Below are 20919 nucleotides of genomic sequence, written 5' to 3'. Positions count from 1 at the left end.
CTGCTTTGCCCCGTACCGTCTACCTGCTGGCCCTCGGCATCTTCGCCATGGTGACCAGCGAGTTCGCCGTCGCAGGACTGATGCCGCAGATGGCCGCCGGACTTGGTGCGACCATCCCGCAGATCGGCTACCTCATCACCGCCTTCGCGGTCGCCATGGCCGTGGGCGGTCCCTTCCTCGCCATGGCCATGGCGCGGCTGCGGCCGAAATCGGCACTCACGGCACTGTTCGTGATTTTCCTCGTGGGTAACGTGCTGGCCGCGGCCTCGGGCTCGTATGCGGTCATGATGGTCGCCCGGGTGATCACTGGGATCGCCTCGCAGGCGTTCTTCGGGGTGGCCATCTCCCTGGCCGCCCAGCTCACCGACGATCGGGTGCGCGGGCGGGCCATCGCCGTGGTCCTGAACGGGCTGATGGTCGGCACATTGCTGGGGCTCCCGCTGTCCACCCTGATCGGCGAGCACCTGGGCTGGCGGGCCGCCTTCTGGGCCATCAGCGCGCTGACCGTGCTGACCGCCCTCGCCACGCTCATCGGCGTCCCCCGCCTGGAGCGGGCCGGGGCCGGAGCCTCCGACCTCCACGAGGAGCTGAAGGTCTTCAAGAACGCCAAGCTGTGGCTCGTGCTGTCCACCAGCACCCTCATCATCGGCGCGACCTTCTCCGCCTTCAGCTACCTGAGCCCGATCCTCACCCGGGTCACCGGGGTCGGCGAGGGCACGGTGCCGGTGCTGCTCATCGCGTACGGCGCCGCGACCGTGATCGGCAACACCATCGTCGGCCGCCTGGCCGACCGGCACACCATCAGCGTCCAGACATGGGGGCTGGCACTGAACCTGGTCTGCCTGGTCGGCTTCGCCCTGTTGGCCCACCTCAGCATCCCCGCGGTGGCCTTCATGCTCGGCATCGGCCTGGTCGGCGTCACCATGAACCCCGCCATGGTCACCCGCGTCCAGCGCACCGCCAACGCCCGGCCGCTGGTCAACACGGTCCACTCGTCCTTCATCACCCTCGGGGTCATCATCGGCTCCTCGGTGGGGGGCCTGGCCATCGACTCCTACGGTCTGCGAGCCCCTCTCTGGCTCGGTGCGGCGCTGGCGGCGCTGGGCCTGCTGAGCCTCCTTCCGGAGGTCCGCGTGCGCGGGAAGGCGCAGGCCCTGACCCCGTCCGGCGCGACCGCGGAGCAGCCCACCGGGGTACGCGGCGCGTGACGGCGTGACGGCGTGGCGCGGACACGGGACCGGTGGACGTCCCGGGCGGGCAGGGAGCCGGTGTCGAAGTAGGCGTTGACCAGGCGTTCGGCGCACAGGTCCGGCTGGCGCCCGGCGCCGCGGCCGGCCTTGGGCCCGAGGAACGGCGGCGGTCGTTCCTCTGCCCGGCCAGGGGCGAGACCTCCGCGGCGGATGCGATGTTCCCCGAGGATCTGGCCGACCAGCGCGTCCTCGCCCACGGCGCGCAGCTGTGCGCGCTGCCCGGCGACCGGGAACGGAGCGCGCTGCACGAGCGGGCGGGCGGCACGGCGGACGCCATCGAGCTGGCCGCGGCTCTGGACTACCTGTGCCCCGGCATCGTCGCTGGTCGATGCGGACGAACACCGGGCCGCGGGTGCGGCCGTGCCGGTGCAGCGTGGCGATCCAGGTGGTCAGGGCGTGCACCGGGCACAGCTCCGCGCCGTGCTTGCCGCGCGCGATGCGCTGCGCGCCGAGGCGGGCCGCCTCGCCACCGAGATCACCGCGCAGCGCGAGCTCCTCGTGGCGCGCGAGCACGAGCTGCGCCAGCAGCGCGACGACCTGCGGACGCTGCGCGCGGACCTGCGCGAACGGCTCACCACCGAGCCGCGGCAGGCCTCCGCGCCCTCCGCCGAGCCTGCGGAGCCCGGCCACGCCGACCCGATCGCCTGACCACCACCGGGGCGCTGGCCCGGGGAGCGGCCGCTTCCTCACCGGTGCCGGTGCGGCGCGCCGGATCGGGCTGGCCGCCGAACGCGCCCTGCGCGCCACAGAACAGGACCGGCGACAGGCCGAGCAGCGCGAGGACGCCGCCCGCGCCGACCTCGAACGGATCACCCGGGAAAGCCGCGCGGAGGTGGAACGGCTCGCCACCGCGCTCGGCACTGCCACGATGGCCACCGCCCGTGCCGAGGCCGTGCTCGCCGACCAGGCCAACCAGCTGCGCGCCCGCGAGGCCGAAGTCCTCAAGCTGGTGGGCCACGCCCTGTCCAACACCGAGATCGCCACCCGCCTGAACGTCAGCGAGGCCACCGTCAAAACCCATCTCAACCGGGCCATGGCCAAACTCAACCTCGGCAGCCGGGCCCAGATGGTGGCGCTGGCCTACGAGAGCGGCCTCGTCACCCCCGGCGGGGGAGACGGCCGATGATCGACTTCCGGGTCACCTGCGTACACTGTCGCGCATGGCATGCCGTATCAGTGAGCTGATCATCGACGCCGCCGACCCTGAACGGCTCGCCGCGTTCTGGAGCGAGGTCCTCGGCTATGTCGAACTCGCTCGGGAAGACGACGGAAGCATCCAGATCGGGCCGCCCGGTGTCGGCTTCGGCGGCCCGCAGCGTCGCAGCACTCCGACATGTGGCGTTTAAGTGATCTTGCTGGTGGGGGCGGGGGTGAACCGTGGCCCCCGTCAAGGGCGCGGCCACGGCGCGATTGTGGTTAAGCCTTAATTGGTGTGGGCCGCCCTGGCGGCCTGCTCGATCTTCGCGCAGTAGGCTGCGCGGGCTTCCTCGTCGATCTGCTTCTCGTGTTCGGCGCGCAGTCCGGTCCGGCCGTCGAGTCCTTCGCGCAGGATATCGGCGTGCCCGGCATGCCGGGTGGACTCGCCGAGGACATGGACCATGATGGCGAACAGGTTCGTGTGCCAGGCCGGCGTTGACTCCGGCCACCACGGCACGTGGCCGGGGGCGTCGAGGGGGAGCTCGTTGATCGTCGCGTCCGAGTGTTCCCAGGTGCGCCGGTAGAACCCGATGATCTGTTCGCGGGGCTCGTCTTCGGTCGCCCACAGATCGCTGCCGTTGGAGTCCTGCCACCGGGGCAGGGGTTCCGGGGATGGGCGGTCGAAGACCTCGCCGAAGTACCTGGCCTCGATGGTGGCCATGTGTTTGACCAGGCCGAGGAGGTTGGTCCCGGTCGCTGTCAGAGGCCGGCGGGCGTCGTATTCGGACAAGCCGTCGAGTTTCCACAGCAGCGCCTTGCGGTCTCGCCGCAGTCTCTCGTGCAGGTTGTCTTTCGCGAAATCGTCGATCATGGGTCACGATTCTGTCAGGCTGCGCCGGTGGGCTCAGGTTGCGAGCTGCCTGGCGTCGTCGGCTCCGCCGGCTATCGCTCACAGCCACCCTGCTTGCCGAGGGCCTCGTCCACCACCACCCACGACACCGACTCATCGGCGGCCACCGCTCGTTCAGCCCAGTAGTGCCGCTCCGCCCCACTCGACCTGCCCAACATGCCGTACGGACCCCCGAATACTGTGCGTCAAGTAGCCGCTGACACTACTTGAAATACTTGTTGAACGACTGAGAGTAACGATGGACAACGCCAGCGGCTGCGCCAGGCCGGAGTGGTGATGCCACCACGCCCGCCCGCCGCCGCCCCCGCGCCGGGCCCCTGCCCGGCCCTGGAAGAAGGCCGCTGCTCGGCCTATGAGGTCCGGTCGGCGATCTGCCGGATCCACAGCGCGACCGAGGGCCTGGCCTGCCCGCATGGCAAGCCCGGTCATGGACGGTCGCCCGCTGAGCAGTGCCGAGGCGTTCGCCCTGGTCGACGCCGCCGCGACCCCGGTACGGGCCGGGCCGCGCCCGGCGCTGCGGCATTCCAGCACCGGCTCGAACCGGGGTCAGTTGCGTGCTTGGTCCTGAGACCACCGTGGGGAGGTGGGGAGCCTTCTGCCTGAGACGGCGCCCGGTTCGGATTACCAGGGGAGGGTGCCTTCGGCATCGAAGTAGCCCCCGGTGGGGCCATCGGGACCCACCTGTGCCATGCGCACGATGATTTCGGCACCCTGCTCGACGGTTTGGATGCCGGTGTTCCCGTTCAGGTCGGTCTTGGTGAAGCCAGGCTCCACCGCGTTGATCCGCATGTTCGGGAATGCCTTGGCGTACTGCACGGTGATCATGTTGATCACGGTCTTGGACGCCGGATAGGCGACGCCCGGGTAGGCGTACGCCGGGGTGTCCGGCGTGGTGACCCGGGTCAACGAGGCCAGGCCGCTGCTGACGTTGACCACGACCGGGGCGGCGGAACGCTGCAGCAGCGGGAGAAACGCGTGGAGGACGCGCACCGTGCCGAAGACGTTCGTCTCGAACGTGCGCCGCATCAGGTCGGCGGTCACGTCCGCGGCGCCGATCACGACGTTGCCCTCACGCATCTCTTCCTGGATGCCGGCGTTGTTGACCAGCACGTCCAGCCCTCCGTCTGCCTCGATGGCCTTCGCCGCGGCTTCCACGGACGCGTCGTCGGTGACATCAAGCCGGACTGCTCGCGCGCCTAGCCGCTCGGCGGCCCGGCGGCCGCGTTCGGCGTCCCGGCTTCCGATGTAGACGGTGTGGCCCGCGGCGATGAGTCGGCGGGCGGCCTCGAAGCCGAGCCCCTTGTTCGCTCCAGTGATCAGTGTTGTCATGCCTCGACGCTAGGTTTTAGAGCGTGCTCGAAGTCAACCCGCGACCGGTCCCTCGGCCCTCTCGCTCCGATCCTCCCGCGGGTCTGAGCATCGCCGAGGCAGCCCGCCGCACCGGGGTTCGGCGGCGCTGATCCGGGAGCGGTCTTTGTGCCGGCGACGTGCCCGGCGCGTTCACCGTCGTCACCGGGGCGGCGCGCCGGATCGGGGTGGCACCGCCCGGGGGCGGGCCGCCGGCCGGGGCGGGCTCGTTGCACGGGACAGACACCAGAGGCCGCGCGGGCCGGTGCTTCGTGCCGTCGCGCGGAGGACCGGCGACCATCGGCGCCTCTGGACGCCATCGGGTTCCTGTCCGAGTATCCGATTCCCCGATGGTCGAGGCGCTGAGCGCGTTTCTGCGGCCCGGCCGGGCGGGCACATCCCCATCATCCCGACGTACCGCCGTTCGTCCGGCGGCGACCACCTCAGCGCGCCGCCGTTTCGGCGAAGATGATCACAAAGGTGGTTTCCGCCCCGTCCAGGGTCGGCGCCACCGGGATCTGCGCCGCCGCACTCGGAAGCGGCGACCCACCGGCGACCACGGCGAGCGGGCGAGGCGGACTCCCGAGCCGCGTCCCCGCGGCGCGCGAACGAAACGATGAAGATCAAAAAAGGCATGATCGCGCCGCGCTCTTGTGGACTTTTTGCCATTTCCGCCGGATGGTAGGGGGCACGGCGATGATCGTCGGCGGCGCGGGAACCTGCCTCGTCCGCTGCCTCGGAAGGGGAATCGGTTCGGCGATCGGCATCGCCCGCGGCGAGCGGCGCCCTGCCCGCCGCGGACACGGCGGCGGCCATCGGCGGGGGAGACGGGGGAATCCGGGGGCGACGGTGGGGGGCGGATCGGCTCCGGCGTGCAGGACGCCGGCGGCGTGCCGCGCGCACGGCCGGATGGCGAATCCCCGCCGGTGGCCCACCGCATCCTCGCCGGTGCCGGCGTCCCCTTCCTCCGGGTCGTGCCCTGACCTGCCCCGGGCGGAGCTTCACCGCTGAATTCGGGGGCCGGCGACGATGACACCGCCGCGCAGCGGGGATGTGAGGCGCCGACGGCTACGGTGCGGGACGGGAGCGGGCGACGGCCAGGGTGAGCGCGGTGACGTGCTCGGCGAGCGCTGCGACCAGCGCGGGCGGACTGCGGACGGTGAAGGGCCAGGGCAGGCCGGTGAGGATGCGCGCCATGGCGGGCATGTTCTCCGCGCCGCTGACCAGAAGCACGCCGCCGTCAGGGCAGGCATGCAGGTCGCCGAAGGTGGCCGGCAACTGGTCGCGGGCGGTGTCCAGGTCGGTATCGAGCCATACCTCGGTGCGGTGGGTCCAGGCGCCGAGCGTCAACGTGCGCAGGACATGGGTCACGGGGTCGAAACCGTCGGGTGGGGTGAATGTGCCGGGCAGTTCGGCGGCGCCGCTGATCCTGTCCAGGCGGTACATGCGGATGGCGGCGCGCAGATGGTCGTGTCCGACCAGGTACCAGCGGCGTGCGTGCACGACGAGCCCGTACGGGTCCACCTCGCGTACGCCGCGGGTGTGCTCGATCCGGACGGTGTGCCGCGCGTGGACGGCCGCAGCCAGCGTCAGCGCCAGGTGTGGTTCGGGGGTCAGCGGGCCTGCCGTCGCCGAGGTGGCGGCGATCAACGCGGTGACGCGCCGGCGCAGGGGCGCGGGCAGGACGCGGTTGAGTTTGACCAGCGCCCGGTCGGTCGGGCCGGGCTCTCCCACCTGTTCGTGCTGCTTGCCGGTGGCTAGCGCGACCGCGACGGCGACCGCTTCGTCATCGGCGAGCATCAGGGGCGGCAGGCGTCCGCCGCGGGCCAGTCGGTAGCCACCGTAGCGTCCGCGGACGGACTCGATGGGGATGTCCATGTCGCGCAGGGCGGTGATGTAGCGGCGGACAGCACGGGCGTCGACGTCCAGGCGCCGGGCCAGTTCGTCGGCGGGCACCAGGCCGCGGTCTTGCAGGATCTCCAGCAGTGCTAGGACACGGGTCGCGGGACGGGACACGGTCGCGATCCTAATGAGGACAGAAAGCGTCCACAATCATCCCTAGCCTTACGCCGGTAAGAGATCGAAAGGAGTCGACGCGATGTCGACCATCGTTTTCGTCGGCGGTTCGTTCCTCGGCGCATGGGCCTGGGAGCGCGTCACGCCGCTGCTGACCGCTTACGGCCACCAGGTGCATCCGCTGACGCTCACCGGTTTCGGCGACCGCGCGCATCTGGGCTCGCCGGACACGACGCTCACCACGCATGCCCGCGACATCACGGCCGCGATCGAGTACGCCGGGCTGCGCGAGGTGGTGCTCGTGGCGCACTCCTACGGCGGAGCCCCGGCCACGATCGCCGCCACCATGATTCCCGGACGGATCGCCCGGCTGATCTATCTCGCCGCGCTGCTGCCCGAGCCGGGCCAGAGCCTGTTCGACAGCACGCCCGCGCCCGTCGCCGAAGCGATCATGCAGACTGTACGGGACGGCCGGATCCCGGTGATGAGCGACGAGATCATCGACGCCAACTTCGGCGAGCACGGGCTCACCCCCGAGGACCGGGCCTGGCTGCGGGCACGCGGCGCCGGCCAGCCCATCGGCACCTACCAGGACCCGGCGCCGACAGACCTCAGCGCGGCGCAGAGGCTGCCCCGCACCTACATCGCCTGCGCGGCCGACCCAGGCGGCCCGCCGCGCATGCCGGGCATGGAGGTGATCATGCTGGACTCCGGACACTGGCCGATGATCACCGAACCGGAGTCGCTGGCCCGGGTGCTGGACGAGGCGGCCCGGTCATGACGCGGCCATACCGGGTGAAGATTGCGCAGGAGAGCCTGGACGACCTGGCCGCTCGGCTGGCCGCGACCCGCTTCACCCGCCCGCTGCCCGGCAACGGGCTCGGCGTGCCCGCCGACCGCGTCCAGCACCTGGTCGAGTACTGGCGCGACGGCTACGACTGGCGCGCCTGGGAGCGGCGGATCAACGTCCACCCGCAGTTCCTGACCGAAATCGATGGGCTGGACGTGCACTTCCTGCACATCCGCTCGCCCCGGCCGGACGCCCTGCCGCTCATTCTCACCCACGGCTGGCCCATGTCGGTCGTCGAGTTCCTGCCGCTGATCGACCTCCTGAGCGACGCCTTCCACCTCGTCATCCCCTCGGTGCCCGGCTTCGGGTTCTCCGGCGTACCGCGTGAGCCGGGCTGGAACCGCCGCCGCGTCGCCGCAGCGTGGGCGGAGCTGATGCGCCGGCTCGGGTACGAACGTTACGGCGCACACGGCAACGACGTCGGCTCCATGATTTCCATCGAGCTCGGACGCCTGGATCCGCACCGCGTCGTCGGGGTGCACGTCACCCAGATCTTCTCCCTGCCCTCCGGCGATCCGGCGGAGCGCGCCCTGCTGGGAAGCGACGACCGGGCGAAACTGGCCGCCCTGGAACGCTTCATGGCCGGCCGGAGCGCCTACCTCAACCTCCAAACCACCCAGCCGCAGACCCTCGCGCACGCGCTCGCCGACTCCCCGGCCGGCCAGCTGGCCTGGAACCTGCAGCTGTTCGGCGACGCGGTGAGCGACGACTACATCCTCACCAACGCCGCCATCTACTGGCTGACCGACACCTCCGGCAGCTCGGCCCTGATCGGCTATCACGGCAACAGGCCGCCTGCCGGACCGTCATCGATCCCGCTGGGCCTTGCCTGCTTTGCCGACGACTTCTTCCCCTCCATCCGCCCGCTCGCCGAACGCGACCACAGCGCCATCGTGCACTGGAACACCTACGACAAAGGCGGACACCATGCCGCGCAAGAGGAACCCCAACTCCTCGCCGACGACCTCCGCATGTTCTTCACCCTCCGCCGATGACGTCGCCCGCAAGCGCACCGGCCGCGGCACCGGTGGTCTTCACCCGATTGGGAACACGAATGGGAACAGGCGCATGCCGACCGCGTTCGTCGTCTTCTACCGGAACATGAACCTAGGCCACCCGAACAGCCCCACCCGGGCGATGCTCGAAGACACGCTGCGCGCCGCAGGGGCTTCGTCGGCACGGTCGTTCCAGACGAACGGGACGGTCCTGATCGAGGTCGGCGACACCTCGCCCCGCGAGGTGGTGGACCGGGCGGCGCCACGGCTGCTGACGGTCAGCGGCTACGACGACGCCGTGTTCGTGCGTCCTGTCGACCAACTCGCAGCGATCCTTGAGCGCGACCCCTTCGCTGGCAGCGGCGACGAACACATCTATCGCGAGACCTTCACCTTCTTCGACAGCGTTCAGGAGTTCAGTGCCCCGCTGCCCTGGACGAATGACCGAGGCGATGTCCGCATCATCGAGATCGGCGGTGGCGTGGCGTTGAGCGTCATCAAAAGGATCGCAACCCGGGCCGGCAGTCCCACCGCCGAGGTGGAGGCGAGGCTTGAAGTCCCCGCCACCACCCGCACCGCAAGGACGGTCAAGCGCCTGGTCAGGCGTTTCACTGAGCCGATGACGGCCCCGGCCCACAGCTATGGCGAGCGACAGTGACCGCCCGGCTGCACATCACCACAGCCCGACTTCCGAGATTGCGCGCCCCGCCCCCTCGCAGGCGCCCGGCTACGGCGTCCGTGCCCTCGGCGCGTCCGGTCCGCGCGGGCAGCGGTGCCTGGCCGGTGCCGGAACCGCAGGCGGCACTGCTGGCGGCGGTCGCCTCCGGGCCCGCGCAGGCCGCGGCTCGCGCCGTCCCCGGCCGGACGGCCGCCGCGCCGTACAAGGGCGGCGAGCGCTTCGCCGCAGGACCCGATCACCCATCTCCCGATCGACCCCGTTCTTCTGGCGGTGGGCGGCGCCGGGGCCGGATGCGGGCTCGCCTGCTGAGCCGGCCCGTTCTTCCTGTTCGGGTGCCCAGCCTCCTGCCACACTCACAACGAGCTTCCGGCTCGTGATCCGATTGCGAAAGAAGAGATGAAACAATCCCTATTGTCCCTCGCCGGTATGAGCGCCGTCCTGCTCGGCGTCGCGGCGACGGCCGTCGTCCCCGCCTCCGCCGCCGAGGAGACCCTGCGTACCGTGGCGGCGGGCCGAAACCTGCGCATTGGGGCGGCTGTCAACGACCGCGCCCTGGAGACCGACAACGGCTACCGCGACAAGCTCAAGTACGAGTTCAACAGCGTGACGCCCGAGAACGCCATGAAATGGGTCAACCTGGAGCCCGAACAGGGCGAGTACACCTGGGCCAAGGCGGACGCCATCGTCTCCTTCGCCGAGGAGAACAACCAGATGGTCCGCGGTCACACCCTCGTCTGGCACGGCGGCCTGCCCACCTGGGTCAGCGACGGCTCGCTCAGCGACCAGGAACTGCGCGCCGCGCTCCAGAAGCACATCGAGACCACCGTTAAGCGCTACGCCGGCCGGGTCGCCGTGTGGGACGTCGTCAACGAGGTCCTCGCCGAGGACGGCACCCTCAGGCAGTCCATCTGGCTCAAGCGCCTGGGCCCCGGCTACATCGCCGACGCCTTCCGGTGGGCCAGGGCCGCCGACCCCTCCGCCAAGCTCTACATCAACGACTTCGGCACCGAGTGGAGCACCCCCAAGCGGGCCGGCCTTTACAACCTCGTACACGACCTGCGGGCCCAGGGCGTGCCGATCGACGGCGTCGGCTTCCAGACCCACTCCATGATCCAGGACCCGATGCCCGACACGATGCCGCTGAACCAGCTCAAGGACACTCTGCAGTGGTTCGCCGGGCTGGGCGTCGACGTGGCCGTCACCGAGCTGGACGTCCGGCTCAAGCTGCCGGTGGACGAGAGCAAGCTGGCCGCCCAGGGCGAGGTCTACCGCCGGGCCGCCGCGGCGTGCCTCGCCGTCGCCCGCTGCGTGTCGCTGACCATGTGGAGCCTCACCGACAAGTACTCGTGGGTGCCGTCCGGGGTTCCCGGCTGGGGTGCGGCCCACCCCCTGGACGAGAACCTGGCCAAGAAGCCCGCCTACCTGCAGCTGCGGTCCGAACTGAAGAACCGGGACTTCACCTCGACCGCCGTCGCGAGCCACTCCGACAAGTGCCTGTCCTTCTCGTCCGGCGCGCAGGTCGTCCAGGCGGCGTGCGGGACGGACCAGCGGCTGCTGTTCCGCCGCGTGGGAACGAAGACGTACCAGATCTCCGACCCGTCCGGAGACCAGTGCCTGAAGGTGGGGATCCCGAGGGCGGGCATCGAGAACAGCCTGACCCACTCCGCGTGCGCGCCCTTGATCGGCGACTACCAGTTCGAGCTACGTCCGTCGGGGGACGGGCAGCAGCTCGTGTCCCTCAGCACTTCCAGATGCGTCGCTGTCGAGGACCGGAGCACCGCCGCGGGAGCCGTCCTTGAACTGGTGCCGTGCTCGGGCACCCCGGTCTGGCATCTGCCCGACATGCCGGGACACCCGTAACCGCCGGCCTTCTCAGCGCCACCACAGCGGGACCGCGGCCCCCAGCACTGCTCGGGGCCGCGGTCACCGCGCCCGCCGTCACCGCGGCCACCGACACCTTCGCCATGCGGTCGCCGGGCAGGACCAGGCTCTGCGCGAGGCGCACCGCGAGCGCGACGCGACCACCGTCGCCGAGGCCCGGCTGCACGAGCTCCAGCAGGCACAGCACAACACCGCCCGGCACATCGAGCACGCGGTCCAGGAGGCCGTCGCCCGGCTGTTCCCCGAAGGTCCCCTCGACAGGGGTGTCGCCGGGAATACGGTAGGCAGGGATGTCCACGTCCTGACCGGATAGGGCTTCGATTCCGTCCGGTTACGGGTGCTCCTTCGCAGCGAGGCCAGCGAGCTGGTGATCACCCTCCTTTGGAGGTGACCGATGCAGGTGTCCGCCGACGACTTCCAGCGCGCAGGGACCGGCAAGACGAAAGCCCCCGTGGTATCTCCTGCACCCGAGCCGGGTGAGGGCGTGGTCATCGTCGACTGCGACCCAACCGACGCCTCTCCCGATGTTCCGTCCGGCTACCCGGTCGTGCTGATAGACCCCGACCCTCGGTCCAGCGCTACGGCCTGGCCGCCTCGCCCGTAGCACGTTGGGTGGGTACGTCACCCCGGCTCCGTCCCGACCGCCGCCTGCGGTCTTTCGATCGCCACGATCCATTCCTGCCGTATTCGTGCGGCCTTTGCACGGGAACCGTCGAGCGATGGCTGAGCCGGCAAGCTTGTTGATCTTGACCTGGCGATCGTTCTTCGATCAGAACCTCTGATTTACCATCTTGCTGCTTCGCTTCTGGTGATCATTCGAACTTGATCGTCATCTGGCAAGGGCGTTCTTGGCACCTATCTTGCTGCTTGCCCTTCTCCATGATCATTGTGAGAGGCACCACACGCTGACACCGACTCTGTCGACGCCACGCGGGGCTCCTGATGCGCTGGGCGTCGGGGCCATCGCCTACCCGGAGGAGCCGTCGGGCCCGGTCCCGCCGGGCGTCCACGGCTGACCGGCCCCCGCGGCGCGCGTTCGGGGCGGATCGTGCACGGGTAGGGGAGAGGGAGGCTGTTAGCCGTCGGGGGAGGTCACGATGGGGGCTGACGGCGAGCCCGCAGGCAGCGAGCTGGCGTTCGAGGTACTGGAACCGGCGCCGGTAGGCGTGGCGGTCGCGCGCGGCCCCGACCACCGCCTGGTCTACACCAACGCCGTCTACCGCTCCCTGTTCGCCGACAGCCGCACCGGGCTGCCGGTCGAGGAGGCGTTCGCGGAGTTCGTCCAGGTGCACTTCCGCGCGCAGTTCGACCGGGTCTACGCCACCGGCGAGCCGTTCGTCACCACGGCGGAGCCGGAGTACGTCGTCGGGCCGCAGTGCGACGAGCGGCGGTTCTTCACCTCCAGCCTGTCGCGCGTGGTCTTCGGGCCGGGCGACTACGGCGTGCTCGAAGTGGTGATGGAGGTGACCGACCAGGTCACCGCGGCCCGCCGGATCGAGGCCATCGCCGAGGAGCGCCGCCGCATCCTGCACCGCTACGAGAGCCTGATGAAGGTCAGCGCGCAGATCGTCTGGGTGACCACCCGCGACGGCTACGTGCACGAGCCCAGCCCGAGCTGGGAGCGGGTCACCGGGCAGCCGTGGGAGGAGCACCGCGGCCAGGGCTGGCTGAAGATGGTCCATCCCGACGACCGCCAGGACACGATCAGGTCGTGGTCCCGGGCGGTCGGCAGGGCCACCGACACCTGGGAGCACGTCTACCGGCTGCACACCGCCGACGGCTCCTACCGGCACTTCGAGCTGCGCGCCGTGCCCATCTGCGAGAGCGGCCAGGTCGTGGAGTGGGTGGGGTCGTGCACCGACATCGAGGAGCAGTGGCAGGAGCAGCGGCGACAGCGCCTGCTCGACAGCGCCGCGGCGGCCACGGCCCAGCTCACCAGCCTGGAGGAGATGCTCGGCGCGCTGTCGGACGTCATCGTGCCCGAACTGGCCGACGGCTGCGGCGTCTACCTCATCACCGACCTCACCGGCGAGCGGCGCGGCGGGGGGCCGTTCGTCGTCGAGCGGCTGGTCACCGCGGCGCGTCGCGGCCTGGTGCCGCTGTCGCCGTACAGCGAGGAGCAGCTCGGCGACGGCAACGTCTTCGTGACGGTCGTACGCCGGCGGCGGCCCGTGCTGCAGACGTTCCCCGCCGGGTGCCCGCCGCCCGACCTGGCGCCGGCGAGCACCCGTGCGTGGCTGGCGGCCAGCGGCGCCAACAGCATGCTGGTCCTGCCGGTCGTGGTCGACGGCGCGGTCCCCGCCGTGGTCGGGGTGGTGACGTGCGAGGACCGTCCGGCGATCAACCGGGCCGACATCACGCTGCTGGGCAACATATTCGGCCACGCCCACGACGCCCTGAGCCGGGCCATCCGCTTCCAGCGCACCCAGCAGGTCGCGCTGGCCCTGCAGTACAGCCTGCTCGCAGAGCCGCCGCACCTGACCGGCCTGCGGATCGTGGCCCGCTACCGGGCCAGCCCCAGCGCCGCCGAGGTGGGCGGCGACTGGTACGACTCCTTCGTCCTGCCCGACGGCGTCCCAGCGCTGGTCATCGGCGACGTGGCGGGGCACGACCTGTCGGCGGCCGTCCTGATGAGCCAGTTGCGCAACATGCTGCGGGCGCTGGCGATGGACCGCTGCAAGCCGCCCGGCGAGATCTTGACCCGGCTCAACGTCGTGATGGAGTCGCTGTCCCCCGACGTCACGGCCACGTGCGTGTTCGCCCGCGTGGAGGAGGGCACCGGCGGTCACCGGCTGCGGTTCGCGGTGGCCGGCCATCCGCCGCCCCTGCTGGTCACCGCCCAGGGCCACGGACGCTTCCTGGAAGGAGCGGTCAGCCCGCTGCTCGGCTTCCCCGAGGACGAGACCCGCGCCTCCCGGACCGAGCCGCTACCGCCGGGCAGCACGCTGCTGCTCTACACCGACGGGCTCATCGAACGGTCGGGCGAGCACCTGGATCTCGGCCTCGGCCGCCTGCGCCGGGTGGCGGAGTCGCTCGCCGCCGAACCGCTGGAGAGCTTCTGCGACCAGGTGCTCAGCGGCCTGCCCAGCACCGGCCTCGACGACATCGCCATCATCGCCTTGCGGCTCCCGCCCGCGGCCGAGGAGTGATCACGAGGGCAGCAGAATGCCCCCGCGCAGCATGTGCACCACGACGCGGTCGAACAGCGCCCGTGGTCCCTCGATCGTCGACCACACCCGGGCGGCCAGGTAGTCGCGGACCTCCTGCTCGCGCTTGGAAAACTCCGACAGCTCCAGCAGGTCCCGAATCTCCCAGGCGTGCTTGTAGGCGGTCTTCGGCCTGGTCAGGTACTCCGGCGCGCACGCCGGGTCGATGCCGGGCTGCTCGGCGATGAACTCCAGCGCCTGTCCCGGTACATCCAGTGGGTCTTCGGCCAGGAAGGTGCCGAGCATCCACCCGGTGCCCCACTGCACCGCCCACCCCAGCTTCGTCGCGGGGCGGCGCTTACCGGCCAGCGCCTGCAGCGCCTTGGCGTCCAGCCGGAAGAACCGCTCGAGCTCGTCAAGCTCGACACCGGTGGCTGGCGCCCCCTACGGCCGGCCCAGTTTCGCTAGCTGGGGGGCGGCCGGAGTACGGCAGAAAGACACCGCGGGACGGATCGGTGGAGACGTCCAGGTGTCCGTCTAACGGAGGCGGTCTCAAGGGGTCAACGCGTCACCACAAATGACCTTGATCATTAGTGGAGGTGCGTGTGCGGGACTACGGGTTATCACCCGATCGCCAAGACGAGGTCTGGCAGCGATGGCGCAGCGGAGAGTCGCTGAGCTCCATCGCCCGAGGCGTCGGTGCTCCGCTGCAGCATGTACGCCGCTTCTTCGCCCAGACCGGCGGCGTCCGGCCTCCTGCCGCACGACGCTCGCTCCGGCACCTGCAGGTCTCCCACGAGACGATCTATCGCTCGTTGTTCGACCCGCGGCACCGGGCGATCAACCGGGACCTGTCGCGGCAGCTGCGCACCGGCCGGCCCATGCGTCATCCACGGACGGCCCGCCACGCCTCGGGCCGGGGTCGGCTGCGCGACATGGTCTCGATCAAAGCTCGCCCGGTCGAGGGCGAGACCCGTCTGGTCGCTGGTCACTGGGAGGGCGATCCGGTGATGGGCAGCCGTCCCCCGGCGATCGCCACCCTGGTCGAGCGCACCAGCCGCTACGTGGTGCTGGTGGCGCTGCCCGATGGAATCAAGGCCGCGCAGGTCCGGCCGCATCTGACCCGCGTCTTCACCGGCCTGTCGCCGCAGATGCGCCGTTCGCCGACCTGGGATCGCGGCCGGGAGATGGCCGAGCATCGCCTCTTCAGCAACGACACCGGCGTCCCGGTCTACTTCTGCAAACGGCGGTCAGCACCGACAAGCAGAACACCCAGCGGCAGCACGACGCCCTCGATCCGATCTGCCTGAAGGTCATCGAGGAAAGGCCAGCGGCAAGCTCGCCACCGCTGACCGGCCCGACCTGCTCACTGCGCTGTCTTACATCCGTGAGGGCGACCTGCTGACCGTCCAGGAGGTCGACCGGCTCGGCCGCAACCTGCTGGAAGGGCTCATCGTCCTCAATGACCTCTTCCAGCGTGGCATCGGCGTGAAAGTCCTGGAGGGCATCGCGGCCGGTGAGCACACCGAACGCTCCTTCATCCTCGCCCTGGCCCTCGCCCTGGCCGAGGACCGTCGCCGCGACATCGTCCGCAAGACCAAGAACGGCCTGCAGGCCGCCCGCGAGCAAGGCAAGGTCGGAGGCCGCCGCCCCGTCGTCGACGACGACAAGCGCGCCGCGATCCTCGCTCGCCGCCGTCGTGGGGAATCCATCCGCGCCATCGCCGCCGGGGTGAAGGTCTCCGTCGGTGTCGTCCACAAGACCCTCGCGGCCTCCGCCGAGGGCAACTCCGCTGACCGGCCCTCGGCTCCTTGAGAGCACCATGACGTCGCCGAAGCTCCTCCTGACGGCCCGCGCCCGACCGTGGTTCGCCCACGACCTCCCGTTCTAGGAGAAGCTGACCGGGAAGCAAGCACACCGCTTCAGCTTCGCAAACGCGCAACTCGCCGCAGTCGGGCCCTTCTTGCTCTTCACACCGGGTCCGGGGGCCGAGCGCCTGGCGAGCGTCGCTGCCACCCTCACCGTCGACGACCTCTCCGCAACGCAGGAACTGCTCACCGACCTCGGAGCCGAGATCGTCGCTCCCATCACAGTGACACCAAACGGCCGCCGGCTGATCGCCCGACACCCGGACGGCGCAACCTTTGAATACGTCAGCCACTGAAACTCTCCGACGGGCTCGCGGCGGGGCCGCCGGACGACTTCGCAGCGATCGGGCGCGCGCTCGGCGAACTGCGGGGCGACGGGCAGGCCCTGTTGCTGCGGATGTATGTGATCTGGTCCGGGCCGGAGTCGACCGCGGCGGCCAACGCGCAGGTGGCCCAGCTGGCCACGATTGCCGTGCCGGTGGACCTGGTGCTGTGCTATCGAGATCCCGGCGGTGATGTGGCGGCGTGGGCCGCGTTCGTGTCGCAGGTGATGGCCCGGCACGGGCGGGACTTCGCCGCGCTGCAGGTTACCGGTGAACCGAATCTGACCTGGGCCGCAGCCGCCGCGGACGGGGCGTTCCCCGGCGCGCGGGACGCTCTGGTGCAAGGGGTGCTGGCCGGCGCGGCGGCCAAGCGGGAAGTGGGAGCGACGGCGGCGATCGGATTCGCGGTGGTCCCGGACCTCGATCCCGCGGCCAGTGGCTTCTGGGCCGGGATCCGGAATTCGGGAGGTACGGAGTTCGCGGCTGCGGTCGACTATGCGGGCATCGACATCTACCCCGACGTGTTCGGTCCGAGGCTGAACCTGGACGAGGTGCCGGCGGCCGTGGAGCGGTCGCTGCGCGACTTTCGAGAACGCGACCTGGCGACGGCGGGCATCTCGGCCTCGACGCCGATCCGGATCTGCGAGAACGGCTGGCCGACCAGCCCGGACCGGCCAGAGGAGCAGCAGGCGATCGTCCTGGAGAGCGTTGTCCGCACCGTGCATGCCCTGCGCGCGGACCTGAATGTCACCCACTGGGAACTGTTCGCCCTCCGCGACGCCGACAGCTCCAAGGACAGCCTGTTCCATCGGTTCGGCGTCCTGCGCGACGACTACTCCCCAAAACCCGCGTTCCACACCCTGCGCCGGTTAATCTCCGAGCTCGGCTGAGCCTTCCGGGCCGAGTCGGTCCAGCAGTTGCGAGGGGCCGGTAGATGGCCTGGTTGAGCACGAGCCATCCGCCGTAGGAGAGCCCGGTCAAATGCACTCGGTCCAGGCCGAGGCCAAGGAGTGCCTGCGTCAGCCAGTCGGCAGCGTCGGCGGAACCGATGACTGGCCGGCGCTGAACGCTGGCACCCGGGTCGTCAATGGTGTCGATCGCGTACACGGGATGATGTCGTCCGGGTTCAGCAACCTGGTGGTACCGGGTGGAGGAATTGGCGCCGTGTCCGTGGAGCAGCACGATCGGTACCCCGGTCTCCCGCTCGCAGCGGTAGGCCCGGGTGGTGCATTGATCCTTTGAGGGTGCCGTCGTTCGATAACAGGCAGCCGACGCGTCCAATGAACCCGCGGGAACGACGACGCCGATCGCTTGGGAAGCGGATGTCCCTCAAGCGATCGGCGAGTGGTGTTCGTGCCTGCGTGCTCCCGCGGTGACCGGGCCCGGTTGCGTGCGCCGAGTCAGTCGAGCAGTGCGGTCGCCTCGACCTCGACGAGCACGTCCGGCTCGAAGAGGTGGTCGACGCCGATGAGGGAGGCCGGCGGCATGGGGAGCTGAAGGCCGATCTCCTCGGCGACGGCCTCGACTCCGGCCATGAAGTCGCCGATCTTCTCCGGGCTCCACCGGGTCACATAGAACGTCAGGCGCAACACGTCCGCGAACGAGGCGCCTGCGCCTGCCAGGCCGACGGCGGTGTTGCGCAGGGCCTGCGCGACCTGTCCGGCCAGATCGCCAGGGGCCACCGGGGTTCCGTCGGCCTGCCGTGCGACCTGCCCGCTGACATGGACGTGCGTCGTGCCCGTGCCGACGGCGACATGGTGGTAAGGGGTGGGCTGGAGGAGCCCTTCAGGGGTGAAGTGCTTGACGGCCATAGCTTGTTTCTCCTCGTCAACGTAGGTATCTGTAAGCTACCTAGTAGGAGAAAGACACTTCAACGAGACCAGGTTTCACCATGGATACCGGCAGCGAACTCCGCATCGACGCCCCACACCGCGAACTCCTCGACCAGGTGCTCGACAAGTGGTCCCTCGGTGTGCTCAACGAACTCTGCGAACACCCCTGCCGCTTCAACCAGCTACGCCGGGCCATGCCCGCGGTCACACAGAAGTCGCTGACCGCGACTCTTCGCCGCCTCGAGCGCAACGGGGTGATCGAACGCGAGGTCCTCTCCACGCGGCCGGTGGCGATCGTGTATCGGATCACACCGCTCGGCAAGACCTTGCGGCAGCCCATTGACGTCTTGCTGGCCTGGGCGTCCGAGCACATGCCCGCCATCGAACACGCCCGCGACGCCTTCGACGTGCGCGAGGACGCGGGCCTCTGAGACCTGTGTCCTGGCCCCGTTCGAGCCTGCGGCTGAGGCCCGTGGCGGGGCGGCCGGGCATCGATGCCTTCCCTGCTGTCGTGCGGGTTTTCATACCCGCACCTCGCCCCGGTGCGGCGATCGTCCGCTCAGAGGACGTCGCCGAGTTCGCCCGTCAGGCCCGCGACTCTGGGCTGCCCCCCGCCCTGCCGGAGGCGGTCAGGCCATGTCAGCTGGTGATCAGGACGGTCACGGCGTGCGGGTGCGGGTGCGGGTGCCGGTCGAGCCGTCGACCCGATGTATCTTGACCCGGACGAAGCCCAGGGCGGCGCGGGTCGTCGTGCTGACGGTGTCGGCCACGGTGCACACCAGTTGCCGTTCGGCGGTACGGTCGATGCCCCAGCCGAAGGACAGGCGGACGTCCACCGGCCCGCGCAGGCCGATGTGGACAAGGGGGAGCGGAGCGCCCGGTGGGACGAAGCTGACCAGGCCACGCGCGCGTTCGACGGCGTCCGGGCCCTGCACCAGCGCCTGGAGCGTGACGTGCAGCGCGTCGGCGCCCCGGTGGAGGCGCGACACCCGTTCCAGCCCGAGCGCGGAGGAGAAGTACACGTGCACGGCGGGAGCCCCGCTCGTCGCGCCCTCCAGCGCGGTGGCCGCGGGTCCGCCGTGGCGCAGCGCGTTGCCGACGAGGTTGGCCAGGATCACGTCCACGCGGCGGGGGTCGAGCCGTATGCGCAGCCCGTCCGGGATGTCCACCGGGACGCGGTCCTGCCAGTGCCGCAGCGCGAGTGTCTTGCGTACCAGCTGCACAAGTTCGACCTCGTCGAGGGTGAGGACGGCGGCCCCGGTGTCGAACCACGACACCTCCATCAGGTCGTCCACGAGCCGGGCGAGCCTGCGTGTCTCGTCGGCGACCAGGCCCACGGCCTCGGCGGTCTCGGGCGGCATCCGGCCTGCCGCGACGTCCTCGTCCAGCAGGCCGGTCACGGCGGTCATCGCGGCCAGCGGCGTGCGCAGCTCGTGGGAGACGTCGGCGGCGAACCGGCGGGCGCGGGCCTCCATGTCGCGCAGGACGGCGGTGTCGCGTTGCAGGGTCGCGGCCAGGGCGACCGGCAGCGCTCCGGCGCGGGCGGCGGTGACCAGCGAATCCACGTCACGTTGCTGGGCCGCCAGCGAGAAGGAGGCGAACACCACCAGCGGAGGCCGGGCCGCGGGCCGCGCGGCGTCCCGCACCGGGACGGCGATCGCCAGCCAGGGCCGGCCGTCCCGCTGGAAGCGCTGGACCAGAGCCGTCGTCGCCGTGGCCGTCGCGCTCCTCAACTGCGCGGGCAGCGCGGGAGCGGCCGAGGCGGCGACGACCAGCGGTCCGTCGTGGAGCGACGCGGCGGTGCGCCAGCCGCGGGAGCCGCCCGCGCGGTCCAGCTGGAGGGTCAGGGCGCGCAGGTCGGCCTGGTCTGGATCGGACGGCAGGTCCAGCGCCAGCGAGTCGATCTGCGTGCGCAGGTCGTGCACAGCGCTGCTCTGGACGCGTTCCAGGATCGCCGAGCGGGCCTGGCCGAAGGTCAGCGCGGCGGTGGTGAGCGCGCCGAGCGCGGTGACCAGCACGAACCCGACCACCAGGCGGGTACGCAGCCCGCGCGGCACTCTCACAGCGGTCCGAACCGGTAGCCGAAGCCGCGCACGGTCTGGACGTAGCGGGGGCGGCGCGGATCGTCCTCGATCTTGGCCCGCAGCCGCATCACCCCGGCGTCGACCAGCCGGTAGTCGCCGTGGAAGGTGTGCTCCCACACGTGCTCCAGGAGCTGCTGACGGCTGTAGGTGCGCTCGGGCGAGACCGACAGGAACAGCAGCAGCTTGCGTTCCGAGGGTGCGAGGGCGACCTCCATGCCGTGCTTGAGCACGCGCAGCGCCGTCCGGTCGATCTCCAGGTCGCCGAAGAAGGCGCGGTCGTCGGCGGCCTCCGGCTGCGCGAGCGCGACGCGGCGCAGCACCGCGCGCATCCGGGCCTCGATGACCTCGGCGCTGGCCGGTTTGACCACGTAGTCGTCGGCGCCCGTCTCCAGGCCCACCACGACGTCCACGTCGTCGCCGCGCGCCGACAGGATCACGATAGGGAGGACCTGGCTGAACGCGCGGATCCGGCGGCAGACCTCCAGCCCGCTCATGCCGGGCAGCATCAGGTCCAGCAGCACCAGGTCGGGAAGCGACGCCGAGACCTCCGCCAGCCCCTGCTCACCGGTGCCGACCGCCACGACCCCCGGGCCGCCTGGCC

Annotated in this window: 20 protein-coding genes and 3 pseudogenes; 15 read left to right on the top strand and 8 right to left on the bottom strand. The window is 70.6% G+C overall.

Annotated features, from left to right (window positions below; all coding sequences use genetic code 11):
* The first annotated feature begins 5 nt into the window (after positions 1–5).
* The 4 genes from ACQP10_RS20085 (at position 6) to ACQP10_RS20070 (ending at position 2596) form a co-directional block, all read left to right on the top strand.
* Positions 6–1208: an MFS transporter gene (locus tag ACQP10_RS20085; protein ID WP_433539464.1), complete on the top strand. Its 1203-nt coding sequence runs from the start codon at positions 6–8 to the stop codon at positions 1206–1208.
* A 402-nt stretch (positions 1209–1610) separates the two neighbouring features.
* The gene (locus tag ACQP10_RS20080) at positions 1611–1898 is read left to right on the top strand and encodes a hypothetical protein (protein ID WP_399501650.1); all 288 of its coding nucleotides are present in this window, start codon (positions 1611–1613) and stop codon (positions 1896–1898) included.
* Positions 1899–2082: 184 nt separating this feature from the next.
* The gene (locus tag ACQP10_RS20075; RefSeq protein WP_386148634.1) at positions 2083–2376 is read left to right on the top strand and encodes a response regulator transcription factor; all 294 of its coding nucleotides are present in this window, start codon (positions 2083–2085) and stop codon (positions 2374–2376) included.
* Between the two features lie 34 nt (positions 2377–2410).
* On the top strand, positions 2411–2596 hold the full coding sequence (locus ACQP10_RS20070; protein WP_386148636.1) for a VOC family protein: 186 nt from the start codon (positions 2411–2413) through the stop codon (positions 2594–2596).
* A gap of 77 nt (positions 2597–2673) precedes the next feature.
* Here ACQP10_RS20070 and ACQP10_RS20065 read toward each other — a convergent pair whose 3' ends face one another.
* Positions 2674–3258 (bottom strand): DinB family protein, encoded by a 585-nt coding sequence (locus tag ACQP10_RS20065; protein WP_399501647.1) that lies wholly within the window; start codon positions 3256–3258, stop codon positions 2674–2676.
* A gap of 451 nt (positions 3259–3709) precedes the next feature.
* On the opposite strand from ACQP10_RS20065, the gene ACQP10_RS20060 reads away from it, so the two are divergent.
* On the top strand, positions 3710–3865 hold the full coding sequence (locus ACQP10_RS20060) for a hypothetical protein (RefSeq protein WP_433539463.1): 156 nt from the start codon (positions 3710–3712) through the stop codon (positions 3863–3865).
* 53 nt (positions 3866–3918) lie between these two features.
* Here ACQP10_RS20060 and ACQP10_RS20055 read toward each other — a convergent pair whose 3' ends face one another.
* Together ACQP10_RS20055 and ACQP10_RS20050 are read right to left on the bottom strand one after the other, a co-directional pair.
* Positions 3919–4626, bottom strand: coding sequence for an SDR family NAD(P)-dependent oxidoreductase (locus tag ACQP10_RS20055; RefSeq protein ID WP_433539462.1), 708 nt, complete (start codon positions 4624–4626; stop codon positions 3919–3921).
* Between the two features lie 1086 nt (positions 4627–5712).
* Positions 5713–6660 carry a helix-turn-helix transcriptional regulator gene (locus ACQP10_RS20050; RefSeq protein WP_433539461.1) on the bottom strand — a complete coding sequence of 316 codons (948 nt, stop codon included), beginning with the start codon at positions 6658–6660 and terminating at the stop codon, positions 5713–5715.
* Positions 6661–6742: 82 nt separating this feature from the next.
* On the opposite strand from ACQP10_RS20050, the gene ACQP10_RS20045 reads away from it, so the two are divergent.
* The 5 genes from ACQP10_RS20045 (at position 6743) to ACQP10_RS20025 (ending at position 14214) form a co-directional block, all read left to right on the top strand.
* A complete protein-coding gene (locus ACQP10_RS20045) occupies positions 6743–7441 on the top strand; it encodes an alpha/beta fold hydrolase (protein WP_346021217.1) in 699 nt (232 codons plus the stop codon).
* The gene (locus ACQP10_RS20040; RefSeq protein ID WP_399501642.1) at positions 7438–8505 is read left to right on the top strand and encodes an epoxide hydrolase family protein; all 1068 of its coding nucleotides are present in this window, start codon (positions 7438–7440) and stop codon (positions 8503–8505) included. Before ACQP10_RS20045 ends, ACQP10_RS20040 begins: the two co-directional genes overlap by 4 nt.
* 73 nt (positions 8506–8578) lie before the next feature.
* The gene (locus ACQP10_RS20035) at positions 8579–9163 is read left to right on the top strand and encodes a DUF1697 domain-containing protein (RefSeq protein ID WP_433539460.1); all 585 of its coding nucleotides are present in this window, start codon (positions 8579–8581) and stop codon (positions 9161–9163) included.
* A gap of 447 nt (positions 9164–9610) precedes the next feature.
* Positions 9611–11044, top strand: coding sequence for an endo-1,4-beta-xylanase (locus tag ACQP10_RS20030; RefSeq protein ID WP_346021220.1), 1434 nt, complete (start codon positions 9611–9613; stop codon positions 11042–11044).
* Between the two features lie 1118 nt (positions 11045–12162).
* The gene (locus tag ACQP10_RS20025; protein ID WP_346021221.1) at positions 12163–14214 is read left to right on the top strand and encodes a SpoIIE family protein phosphatase; all 2052 of its coding nucleotides are present in this window, start codon (positions 12163–12165) and stop codon (positions 14212–14214) included.
* Here the strand turns inward: ACQP10_RS20025 and ACQP10_RS20020 are convergent.
* Positions 14215–14619: pseudogene (locus tag ACQP10_RS20020) on the bottom strand (DUF4158 domain-containing protein); the annotation flags it as partial.
* Positions 14620–14816: 197 nt separating this feature from the next.
* Between ACQP10_RS20020 and ACQP10_RS20015 the strand changes: the two are divergent.
* The 4 genes and pseudogenes from ACQP10_RS20015 to ACQP10_RS20000 form a co-directional block, all read left to right on the top strand.
* Positions 14817–15512, top strand: a pseudogene (locus tag ACQP10_RS20015) (IS30 family transposase); the annotation flags it as partial.
* Positions 15409–16026 (top strand): recombinase family protein, encoded by a 618-nt coding sequence (locus ACQP10_RS20010; protein WP_433541924.1) that lies wholly within the window; start codon positions 15409–15411, stop codon positions 16024–16026. The pseudogene ACQP10_RS20015 and the gene ACQP10_RS20010, both read left to right, overlap by 104 nt.
* A gap of 148 nt (positions 16027–16174) precedes the next feature.
* Positions 16175–16375 carry a VOC family protein gene (locus ACQP10_RS20005; protein WP_346021224.1) on the top strand — a complete coding sequence of 67 codons (201 nt, stop codon included), beginning with the start codon at positions 16175–16177 and terminating at the stop codon, positions 16373–16375.
* 101 nt (positions 16376–16476) lie between these two features.
* Positions 16477–17292 (top strand): hypothetical protein, encoded by an 816-nt coding sequence (locus ACQP10_RS20000; protein WP_399501637.1) that lies wholly within the window; start codon positions 16477–16479, stop codon positions 17290–17292.
* 40 nt (positions 17293–17332) lie between these two features.
* On the opposite strand, the pseudogene ACQP10_RS19995 reads toward ACQP10_RS20000, so the two are convergent.
* Together ACQP10_RS19995 and ACQP10_RS19990 are read right to left on the bottom strand one after the other, a co-directional pair.
* Positions 17333–17584: pseudogene (locus ACQP10_RS19995) on the bottom strand (alpha/beta fold hydrolase); the annotation flags it as partial.
* Positions 17585–17802: 218 nt separating this feature from the next.
* Positions 17803–18213: a RidA family protein gene (locus ACQP10_RS19990; protein ID WP_346021226.1), complete on the bottom strand. Its 411-nt coding sequence runs from the start codon at positions 18211–18213 to the stop codon at positions 17803–17805.
* An 80-nt stretch (positions 18214–18293) separates the two neighbouring features.
* On the opposite strand from ACQP10_RS19990, the gene ACQP10_RS19985 reads away from it, so the two are divergent.
* Positions 18294–18665 carry a winged helix-turn-helix transcriptional regulator gene (locus ACQP10_RS19985; RefSeq protein WP_346021227.1) on the top strand — a complete coding sequence of 124 codons (372 nt, stop codon included), beginning with the start codon at positions 18294–18296 and terminating at the stop codon, positions 18663–18665.
* A gap of 228 nt (positions 18666–18893) precedes the next feature.
* On the opposite strand, the gene ACQP10_RS19980 is transcribed toward ACQP10_RS19985, so the two are convergent.
* On the bottom strand, positions 18894–20297 hold the full coding sequence (locus ACQP10_RS19980; RefSeq protein WP_433539459.1) for a sensor histidine kinase: 1404 nt from the start codon (positions 20295–20297) through the stop codon (positions 18894–18896).
* A complete protein-coding gene (locus tag ACQP10_RS19975) occupies positions 20294–20899 on the bottom strand; it encodes a winged helix-turn-helix domain-containing protein (protein ID WP_433539458.1) in 606 nt (201 codons plus the stop codon). Before ACQP10_RS19975 ends, ACQP10_RS19980 begins: the two co-directional genes overlap by 4 nt.
* Positions 20900–20919: the final 20 nt, after the last annotated feature.

The sequence above is a fragment of the Streptosporangium sandarakinum genome (genome assembly GCF_050942225.1).
Lineage (GTDB): Bacteria > Actinomycetota > Actinomycetes > Streptosporangiales > Streptosporangiaceae > Streptosporangium > Streptosporangium nondiastaticum.
This window is presented reverse-complemented; position numbering and strand designations above follow the sequence as displayed.

Excerpts from the sequence above, each read along its gene's own strand:
- ACQP10_RS20070 (WP_386148636.1), top strand. The coding sequence starts at position 2,411 with ATGGCATGCCGTATCAGTGAGCTGATCATCGACGCCGCCGACCCTGAA.
- ACQP10_RS20065 (WP_399501647.1), bottom strand. The coding sequence starts at position 3,258 with ATGATCGACGATTTCGCGAAAGACAACCTGCACGAGAGACTGCGGCGA.
- ACQP10_RS20060 (WP_433539463.1), top strand. The coding sequence starts at position 3,710 with ATGGCAAGCCCGGTCATGGACGGTCGCCCGCTGAGCAGTGCCGAGGCG.
- ACQP10_RS20055 (WP_433539462.1), bottom strand. The coding sequence starts at position 4,626 with ATGACAACACTGATCACTGGAGCGAACAAGGGGCTCGGCTTCGAGGCC.
- ACQP10_RS20045 (WP_346021217.1), top strand. The coding sequence starts at position 6,743 with ATGTCGACCATCGTTTTCGTCGGCGGTTCGTTCCTCGGCGCATGGGCC.
- ACQP10_RS20040 (WP_399501642.1), top strand. The coding sequence starts at position 7,438 with ATGACGCGGCCATACCGGGTGAAGATTGCGCAGGAGAGCCTGGACGAC.
- ACQP10_RS20035 (WP_433539460.1), top strand. The coding sequence starts at position 8,579 with ATGCCGACCGCGTTCGTCGTCTTCTACCGGAACATGAACCTAGGCCAC.
- ACQP10_RS20030 (WP_346021220.1), top strand. The coding sequence starts at position 9,611 with ATGAGCGCCGTCCTGCTCGGCGTCGCGGCGACGGCCGTCGTCCCCGCC.
- ACQP10_RS20025 (WP_346021221.1), top strand. The coding sequence starts at position 12,163 with ATGGGGGCTGACGGCGAGCCCGCAGGCAGCGAGCTGGCGTTCGAGGTA.
- ACQP10_RS20000 (WP_399501637.1), top strand. The coding sequence starts at position 16,477 with ATGTATGTGATCTGGTCCGGGCCGGAGTCGACCGCGGCGGCCAACGCG.
- ACQP10_RS19990 (WP_346021226.1), bottom strand. The coding sequence starts at position 18,213 with ATGGCCGTCAAGCACTTCACCCCTGAAGGGCTCCTCCAGCCCACCCCT.
- ACQP10_RS19985 (WP_346021227.1), top strand. The coding sequence starts at position 18,294 with ATGGATACCGGCAGCGAACTCCGCATCGACGCCCCACACCGCGAACTC.